Origin of the sequence: Erythrobacter sp. (assembly GCF_030066995.1) — a bacterium.
In the GTDB taxonomy this organism is placed as follows: domain Bacteria; phylum Pseudomonadota; class Alphaproteobacteria; order Sphingomonadales; family Sphingomonadaceae; genus Erythrobacter.
On record NZ_JASJAP010000006.1, the window covers coordinates 56,348 to 65,675 of the forward strand.

The window sequence follows — 9,328 nt, forward strand, 5'->3', positions numbered from 1 at the left end:
ACGCGGTCAGTAGTCGAAACCGACGCGCAGACCGGCGGTTAGCGGACGATTCGTCACAACACGGGGACGATCATTGCCGAAATTGCCCGAGATTTGTGCGCGCTCATCCGACAGGTTCTCGCCGAATATCTCGACACGCCACTGATCGGCCCGCACGCCGACGGACAGATCGAAGACGGTGTAGCTGTCGAGTTCCAGCTTGTTGATTTCGACCACGTCTGTGAACTTGCTGTCCGAATAGGTCACCTGCGGCTGCACATAGGCTTCGAGCGTATCCGAAAGGTCCCATTCGTACCGCGCGCGGATGTTGCCCTGGAACGGCGGCGCGTAGGCAAGGTCCGAGCCCACGAGCACATCGTCTGTTGGGATAAGGACTTCGGTGATTTCGGTATCGAGGATTGAAAACGCGCCCGCGACCGAAAAACCGGGCAGCGAATAGGGCGCGATCACGAAATCGGCTTCCATTCCATAGATTTCCGCGTTCGCGGCGTTGGCCGAGAAAAACAGGTTGGTGATCGACGGATCGAAGATCTGAGTTTGCAGGTTGGTGATATCGACGAAGAACGCTGATCCGTTGAGACGGACCTGACCATCGATGAACTCGGTCTTCCAGCCCAATTCATAGTTGGTGACTTCATCCGATTCCACTTCGAAAGGCACCACGAACCCGCTGGCTCCCGGAGCCACCGCGCCGCCTGGACGGTTGAGCACTCCGGGGCGGAAGCCTTCCGAATAGGTCAGATAGAACAACAGATCCTCGGTCGGCGTCAGGGTAACCGTGCCTTTGAAGATTGTCCCGCTAGTCGACGCAGTATCAGGTGCCCTGACGGCGTTGAACACTTGCTGGGCCTGCGCTTCGGAAAGGCCGGCGGCCTGGATGTCCGCCAGGCTGTCGTCGAGGTCGAAGGTCTGGCGCAGCGCCGGATCGCACGATCCGATAAACGTGAACTCACCGTCGCCGTCATACAGATCGCTGATATTGGTGCCGAACGCGTTTTGATCGGTCCCGCCTGAATTGCAGAAGGACCCGTTCGCCGAACCTTCAAAATCCACTTCGACATCGTAGTAGCGCGCGCCGAATGTGGCGGTGAGCAAATCGGGCACAAGATCGACGCTCACCTCGCCAAATACGCCCCATTGCTCATCAGTGCGGCGGATATCATTGCGAAAGATCGTGTCGGCCGGGAAAGGTCCGGGATCCGAGAAGAACGCGTCGGGCTGCGGGAAGTTTTCCGGGAACGCCCCAAACGGCTGCGCAATCACATTGCCGGGATAGGCAAAGTCTACACGCTCTTCGAGGCTGAGATCGGAATAGAACCCACCGCCCTGGAAACGCACACGCCAGTCATCAGGGGTTGCGAAGCGCAATTCCTGCGTGAACACCTCGGTCTTCGACACCGAATTGATGTAAAGGTTTGGAGCCTGGCAGGTGCCGCTGGGATCGGCAGCGCCAGGATAACTCACCGACCCATCGCAGATGTAGTAGGGCAGGTATTGGCCTGCGAAAAGGTAGTCGGTGTAGTCGGCGCGCTGATCGCTGTCGCGTTCGGTGTAGGCGCCCGTGTAGACCACATCGAGCATCGCGATACGGCCTTCAACGGTCCAGCTCGTGTTCGAGAAATCGTCCTCAAGGCGGTCTTCCTCGAACCGTTCGATCTCAAGGTCATCAAGACCGTCGAGTTCAGGATCGGCGAAGAATGAACCGTCCGATTCCAGGCTTTGGCGCTGGTGCGAGATGTTGACCGTCCAATCGGGTGTCACCTCCCACAGCGCCGAAATGCGAAAGCCCGCATAGGTTGTGTCGTTGAAGTCATCTTCGGCGAGGCCAGCGTTGTCCGCCTCCAGAAAGGTCACATCTGAGAGATCAGCGGTCGATTGGAAACCGGCGCGGTTGGCGTTTACCGGAACGCCGTTCGAGCGCACCGTGCCTTCGGGGCGGAAGCGCGCGCTTTCAGAAAGGTCGCGCGTGCCTTGCACATTGTCGATGTAACCGCCCTGATCGTCGAGATAGACAACGCCGCGCAAACCGAAGGTGTCGGTCACCGGCACGTTGAGCATCATCTCGCCCTGATAGCTGCTCTCACCTCCCTTGGTGAAGCTGACGCCCCCTGAAAACGAGGCAGAAAGCCCCGAAAGGTCCGGCTTGTTGGTGATGAGACGCACAACACCCGCCTGCGAACTGGCGCCAAACAGAGTGCCCTGAGGTCCAGAGAGCACCTCGATCCGCTCCAAGTCTGCAGCGTAAACGTCCAGATTCCGCCCCGGTTGGGCGAGCGGTTGATCGTTGAGATACAGCGCCACGTTGGGAGCAAGGCCCGCCACCCCTGCGACGGTGATGTTGGGTGTTGTGGAGGCAAGACCGCGAATGTAGATTGTGCTCTGACCCGGTCCGTTGCCACCTGCGGTAACCGATGGCAGTTGCTCCAGGTAATCCTCGAACGTGTCGATGTTGAGTCGATCAAGCTCTTCGCTGCCGATCGCCGAAACGGAAATCGGCACGTCCTGCAAATCTTCCGAACGCTTCTGCGCGGTCACAACAATGACCGGCACGCCGCCACGCTTTTCCTCCGGCTCCGACGTCGTTGGGTCCGCGGCAGAATCCTGCGCGGCGGCTGGCGAAGCGAGTGCGATTGCGAGCGCGCCAACGGACGCACCGCAGATAAGAGTCTTCATGTATTGGCCCCTTTGAGCTTTGAAATGCAGCTCGCGATACGTCAGTGTATCGGCGTCACCGCCAAGACGCGCCGCAGAAAAACCCCTTCCGCGCGCGGCTTGCCAAGGCCGCTACCAAGGCGGACCGCCATTGGCCACCGGTGAGCCGGACAAATCTCGAACAAAAACCAGATTGTTGCGAAATAACAACATTCGAGATTAATCGTAGTAATTTTTGAAAGAGTTTTTCAAGAACTGATAATTTACTCAATTGTTCGAGATATTGATTTTATGATCTGGATAGATAAATTCTTGACAATTTAAGTATTACGAACTTGTCATATATTTTTACTTAAGTCCAGAAAGCTGAGGCCGGGTCAATCGGTCGCTCTCAACTCGCCATTCCAATCTTGGCATTCCTGAGCCGTTGTGGGCACGCCGTGGCGTTCGCGAATGATATCGAAGGCGACCGCCTTCACGATCGCGACACCCATGGCCAGCACAACCACCGAGAATGGCAAGGCTCCGATGATCATGGTGATGCGGATCGCCTCTATCCCGCCAAGCAGAAGCATAGACCCAACGACGAAGGCCAGCGCCAGCCCCCAGAAAAGGATATGATAGCGCCGCGCCCCCTCGTCCTCCCCGGCTCCGTTGATGGTGTTCACGATCAGGATCGCGCTGTCCGCCGAAGTAACGAGATAGGTCATGAGGAGCAAAACGATGAGGCCCGAAACGATGAACGCCACCCCCGGGCTGAGCAGGAAAGCGAGCGTTGCAAAAAGCTGATCCGCCATCGGAGCGTCGGCGATCGCGCCTCGCGCGACCCCGGAGAGTTCCAAGTCGATCGCAGTTCCGCCGACAAGTGCCATCCAGATAAAGCACATGAGCGAAGGCACCATCGCCACACCCAGCACGTATTCGCGCACCGTGCGCCCGCGCGAAATGCGCGCGATGAACATTCCCACAAACGGAGCAAAAGCGATCCACCACGCCCAATACATGACGGTCCAGCCCTCTTGCCACGCGACCAGCGCGTCGCCCGTTTCGCTGCCGTCAGGGGCGAACAGCAACAAGGACTGTTGCGGCAGAGCCAAGACGTAGTCCAAGACACCAAGGCCGAGCAGTTCCAGTCCCTTAAGACCTGAGCCTACGGTCACGAAGAGCGCAAGCAATCCAATCGAGAGCCCCATATTCAGATTGGAGAGCCACTTGATGCCGCGCCCCACGCCCGAGAGCGCGCTGATGGTTGATGCTCCGACCAGGACGAAGAGCGCCAGAACGATGGCGCCGCTGGAGGCCCCCTGAGCCTTGCCATGCGAGCCGGTTACCATCAGCCACTCACCAAGGCCAAGCCGGTGTAGCCCGGCGACAAATTGCTCGACCCCAAAACCCAGCGTGTAGGCGACTCCAAGAATGGTCGCGACGACCGCGACAACATCGACGGCGTGGCCGGCAAGGCCCGACATTCGCTCTCCAAACAGCGGCGCGAGGCTGGAACGGATCGTGAGCGGCAGGCCCCGGCGATGCGACACGTAACCAACGCACAATCCCACGAGCGCATAGGTGCACCACGCGCCAAATCCCCAGTGCAGAAATGTGTATCGGTAGGCCGGGCGCACCGCTTCGGGCGAGCGCGCCTCTATGGCGCCGCTAATGATATCGGGATTGTTCGAAAAGTGCGCCAGCGGTTCACCGGTCGAGAATGTGAGCATGCCGATCCCGATCCCGGCCCCGAACAGCATGGCAAACCAGGAGAAGCGCGAAAACTCGGGCTCCTCCCCCGGCGCCCCCATCCGCAGGCGGCCCGATTGAGGCAGCGCCGCCAGAGCAACGCAGACAATCACTATCCCCGCGACCAGGTAGATATACCAGGCGGAAAACGAGGAGATAATGGACGCGTTCGCCGCTTGCAGCGTTCCCATCGCGCTGACCGGAAAGAAGATAGCCCACAGAATAATAAGCGCGACGATGATCTTGGCAGGGATCGTAACCTCGCGGCTAAAACCGTCGTAAAAACCCCGGTCGTGCGTGTCGATCTCAAGCTCGACCATCGGCGGGTCGATCGGGTACTCGGTTTGCGGCGTCGGTTCGCCGCTTACGCTAGCCATTCGTTTCCTGTCCGACTGCTTCGCCCACCCAGAGCCTTGCGATTAGTCCAGCGCCTGTTCGACACTATCGCGTCACGCTAGCAGCCTATTCGTCCCTTGGTTCGCAACGAAGCGACGTCATGAGAATGCACGTTACTGTTGCGAAAATTCAACGGTGAAGCACTGGTAAGGGACTGATCACCGATTGCAAGCGTCTAGGGCGCGCCTTCGGGGGGCAAGTTCGAACGCCCCGCGACGGAACCATTATGCGCAGCGAGACGTAACTCTAGGCCAAGCTGCGCGAAAGTTCTCGCTTCCGTGTTTACCGCGCTGCCACTAATCAGAGCTGGAAGGAGCAAGCATGGCCCTGTCCGATCACGTGAACCTCGAGACCTTCATGGAGGGTGTCAGGAAACGCAATCCGGGCCAGACCGAATTCATCCAGGCGGTGCAGGAAGTCGCGCAGGACATCTACGATTTCATATCCGACAAGGTCGAATATCACGAGGCGCAGATCCTGCGCCGCATCACGGAGCCCGATCGTATCGTTTCGTTTCGCGTGTGTTGGGAAGACGACAATCACAATATCCGGGTTCAGCGCGGCTGGCGCGTCCACAACAACAACGCGATCGGTCCCTACAAGGGCGGGATCCGCTTTCACCCAAGCGTAACCGAGAGTGTCCTGAAGTTTCTGGCCTTTGAACAGACCTTCAAGAACTCGCTCACCGGGCTTCCCATGGGCGGGGCAAAGGGCGGCGCGAATTTCAATCCGCGCGGCAAGTCCGACAGCGAAGTGATGCGCTTTTGCCAAAGCTTCATGACCGAGCTCTATCGCCATATCGGCCCCGACACCGACGTCCCGGCGGGAGATATCGGCGTGGGCGGGCGCGAGATCGGTTACATGTTCGGCCAATACAAGCGCATCACCAATCGCTGGGAAGGCGTGCTAACGGGCAAGGCGCTCGAATACGGCGGATCACAAATGCGGCCGGAGGCCACGGGGTACGGCGCGGTGTATTTCCTGCGCAATATGCTGGAGCATCGGGGTGAGGACATCGAAGGCAAAAGCGCAGTCATCTCAGGTTCGGGCAACGTCGCAACGCACGCGGCGGAGAAGATCACGCAATTGGGCGGCAAGGTGATCACGCTCTCCGACAGCGACGGCTTTGTCCACGATCCCGATGGCATCGGTCAGGAAAAGATCGATTGGGTCAAACATCTCAAGACCGTCAAGCGCGGCCGGATCAGCGAATATGTCGACGAGTTCAAGAGCGCGACCTATCATGAGGGCAAGCGTCCCTGGGGCGTTGAAACCGATCTCGCCCTCCCCTGCGCCACGCAGAACGAGCTGAACGAAGACGAAGCCAAAAAGCTTGTCGAAAACGGCTGCGCGGCGGTATCGGAAGGCGCGAATATGCCGACGACACTTGAGGGCGTGAAGGTCTTTCACGAAGCCAAGATCCTCTACGGCCCCGGCAAGGCTGCCAACGCGGGCGGTGTCGCGGTCTCGGGTCTCGAAATGAGTCAGAACTCGGAACGCATCACCTGGGACGAGGAGCGCCTTGGCGACATGCTCACAAATCTGATGAGAGGGATCCACGAAAAATGCACCAGATACGGCGACACCGGTGACGGCTATGTCGACTATGTAAAAGGGGCAAACATCGCAGGGTTCAAGAAAGTCGCCGACGCGATGCTGGCGTTCGGGGTGGTGTAACGGGCGCGCTCGCATCCATGCTTGTGCCTTGCAAGACCGCGGCGCGGAGTTCCTCACCCGCTTGAGTGACCTTCGCGCGGCTGTGGGATGACCTCGCACGCCGTTTGATCTCAACCGAAATCGTTCCTAGAGCCCGAGCCAGCGTCCCTGACATACGGGAAAATGGAGCCGCCCAGACCGTGCAATATCGCCCCGATATCGAAGGCTTGCGCGCGGTTGCCATTGTTCCGGTCCTGCTGTTTCACGCAGGCGTCGACGCGCTGCGGGGCGGTTATGTCGGCGTCGACATCTTCTTCGTCATATCGGGCTTCCTGATCACGCAAATCATCCTGAAAGAAATCGAGCAGGGCCAATTCTCGATCGTGCGGTTCTACCAGCGCCGCGTCGCGCGCATCTTGCCGGCGCTTTATTTCATGCTCGCCATAGTGTCGCTTGCAGTCGGCGCTGTGCTTGGACTGCCGAGCGAGATCGCCAAGTTCTTCGATAGCCTAGCCGCCAGTGCAGCGTTCGGCTCGAATATCTATTTCTGGTCTGAAATCAACTATTTCGCCAGATCTGCAGACTCGCTTCCGCTGCTCCACACATGGTCCCTTGGTGTGGAAGAGCAATTCTACATTCTCTTTCCCCTCTTGCTCGTTCTTCTGCGCGGGCTGGATCGCAGGCGCCTCGCAATCGCGTTGTCCGGCATCGCGATCACCTCGCTAGGGGTAGGCACCCTTGTCCATCAGTCTTACCCGGAGGCTGACTTTTACCTGCTGCCCTTTCGAGCCTGGGAACTCTTGATTGGCAGTCTGCTCGCTTTGGGCCTGGCGCCAAAGCTGGGCCATCGTCTTTCAACACTAGCGGCGATGGCCGGGTTTGGCCTGATCGGTGTGAGTGTCCTTTTTCTTGTCAGCTGGCTGCCATTCCCATCGCCACTCGCTCTGCTGCCCTGCCTTGGAACGGCGCTTCTCATTGCGTACGGGCCAGGCACTTTTGCAGCCCGGTTCCTGTCGCTTGCGCCGATGCGTTGGATCGGCCTCATCTCGTTTCCACTGTATCTTTGGCATTGGCCGATCATCGCGCTTTATCGCGAAGCCACCGGTCGGAGCCTCGATTATCGGGAGACTATCGCGCTCATCATTGCCTCGTTGGTCGCCGCCACCGTTTCATACGTTATTGTCGAAAAACCGGCGCGCAATCGTCTTCGAAGCATCGCCCCGAGCACGGCAGTCGGGCTGGGAGCTGGAGTGACCGTCGCCGCTCTTGCCGTGGGCGTCACACTCTCGCAGCAGGCTGAGAGCATCTGGCCGGTTACCGATCGCGCCAAACAGATCGCGCGATACGTGGAATATACGAATTGGGTCGACGAGCCGGCACGGGACCGGGCACGCGTCTGTTTCATCAATGATCCATCAGAGCAACTGGATGAGCAAGAGTGCCTTACCGCCGATCCTGGCCGTCGCAATGTGCTGATCTTCGGTGACAGTCACGCGCACATGCACAGCGCGGCCTTGCGCCAGCGTTTCCCGGAAATCAACTGGCTGCAGGCGACCCATTTCGGCTGCGCACCCCTTGTCGATGGCTGGTTGCATCCTGGCTGCAAGGCGACCCGCGAACGGGTTCTGAACACGCTTTTGCCATCGGGCAAAATCGATGGCGTGGTCATGGCCAGCCGCTGGCGAGCCGACGATGCCCAAAGGCTGCGCGAGACGATTGATGCGATCCGGGACCGAGGCATCGATGTGACCGTCCTTGGCCCCGTGATCGAATATGACGGCAGCTTCCCCATCATCCTTGCACGCGCGGTCGCAAGCGAAAGCGAAAGCGCAGTTCACTCTTTCCGTGACCGGTCGACCGATGTGACAGAGCAACGCCTGATGCAAGCCTTGAGCGGCTCGGACGCGCGCTACCATTCCGTCGCCCAGGCAATCTGCCCGGAGGGATCCTGCAAGCTCTACGCGCCGGACGGCGGCCCGATGATCTTTGATTATGGTCATTTGACGACATCGGGCTCAACCTACGCGCTCAGAGACCTCCCAAGGCCCTGATCTTCGACCGGGTAGACGGCGCCTGTGCTGCCAACATTCATCCTTCCTTGCCCAATAGGTCGGTGTTCTTGTCGTTGGCGAGAGCTGGTGACGAGTTTGCATTTGAGCGATGGGTCGGAACGCTGGTGGTCAGGTCTGGCTCCACATCCGCACGAGGTTCGACATCGTCTTGTCAAGCGTGAGCAATTCGGCCGACCCCAGGTCCAGCTTCTGGCGCAGGCTGGTGCGAAGGTTCTCCATGTCAAACAGCAATTCGCGCTGCGTAGGGTCGGGAATGAGGCTCTCGATCCAGCCTACGCACACCACTCTCTCGCCCTTCGTTACCGGCTTCACTTCGTGGATCGAGGTCGAAGGGTAGAGCACAAGTTGCCCCCAATCGCCTTTCACAACCTGCGTCAGGCCCGCAGTGTGGATGACCAGTTCGCCGCCCTCGTAGTCAGCCGAATTGCTCAGGAACAGCGTGAAGGAGATGTCAGTGCGGATGCGGTTTGCGCCCTTGCCCATCAGCGAATTGTCGACATGCGGGCCGTAATGGCCACCGTCCGAAGTCTTGCTGATCAGCAGCGGAGAGATGCGACGCGGGCGAGCGGCGGCCTTCACGACGCGATTTTCCGAAATGAGCGGCCCGAGTTCGGCACGGATTGCGCGTCCCGCCTCGTCGTTGACGATCGCTTGGAGGTTGCGCTTGACGCGCTTGGCGACCGCACCCGCTGTCTCGCGGCCATCGCGCCAGCGCAGCGCGGCAAGCCGGTCCTTGAGCGTGGCAATGCGCTCGTCTTCGGTAAAGGCGGCGATCTTGACAATCATTGCAGCTGGATTTCCTCGCCCGATGCGCGCGC

Annotated in this window: 5 protein-coding genes; 2 read left to right on the forward strand and 3 right to left on the reverse strand. The window is 59.3% G+C overall.

The annotated features are described in order from the left end of the window. Window positions 1-6: 6 nt before the first annotated feature. Window positions 7-2,673 (reverse strand): TonB-dependent receptor, encoded by a 2,667-nt coding sequence (locus tag QNI87_RS14090; protein ID WP_300597655.1) that lies wholly within the window; start codon window positions 2,671-2,673, stop codon window positions 7-9. A 356-nt stretch (window positions 2,674-3,029) separates the two neighbouring features. Continuing rightward, on the reverse strand, window positions 3,030-4,763 hold the full coding sequence (locus tag QNI87_RS14095; RefSeq protein ID WP_300597657.1) for a BCCT family transporter: 1,734 nt from the start codon (window positions 4,761-4,763) through the stop codon (window positions 3,030-3,032). Window positions 4,764-5,103: 340 nt separating this feature from the next. On the opposite strand from QNI87_RS14095, the gene gdhA reads away from it, so the two are divergent. Beyond that, window positions 5,104-6,459: an NADP-specific glutamate dehydrogenase gene (gdhA, locus tag QNI87_RS14100; RefSeq protein WP_300597659.1), complete on the forward strand. Its 1,356-nt coding sequence runs from the start codon at window positions 5,104-5,106 to the stop codon at window positions 6,457-6,459. Between the two features lie 179 nt (window positions 6,460-6,638). Then, window positions 6,639-8,489, forward strand: a complete 1,851-nt coding sequence (locus QNI87_RS14105) for an acyltransferase family protein (RefSeq protein ID WP_300597662.1) — start codon at window positions 6,639-6,641, stop codon at window positions 8,487-8,489. A 129-nt stretch (window positions 8,490-8,618) separates the two neighbouring features. Here QNI87_RS14105 and QNI87_RS14110 read toward each other — a convergent pair whose 3' ends face one another. Next, entirely contained in the window at window positions 8,619-9,296 is a 678-nt protein-coding gene (locus QNI87_RS14110) for a Fe2+-dependent dioxygenase (protein ID WP_300597664.1), read from the reverse strand. Window positions 9,297-9,328 lie beyond the last annotated feature (32 nt).

Coding starts and splice junctions, on each gene's coding strand:
- QNI87_RS14095 (WP_300597657.1), bottom strand. CDS start 4,763: ATGGCTAGCGTAAGCGGCGAACCGACGCCGCAAACCGAGTACCCGATC.
- QNI87_RS14110 (WP_300597664.1), bottom strand. CDS start 9,296: ATGATTGTCAAGATCGCCGCCTTTACCGAAGACGAGCGCATTGCCACG.
- QNI87_RS14090 (WP_300597655.1), bottom strand. CDS start 2,673: ATGAAGACTCTTATCTGCGGTGCGTCCGTTGGCGCGCTCGCAATCGCA.
- gdhA (WP_300597659.1), top strand. CDS start 5,104: ATGGCCCTGTCCGATCACGTGAACCTCGAGACCTTCATGGAGGGTGTC.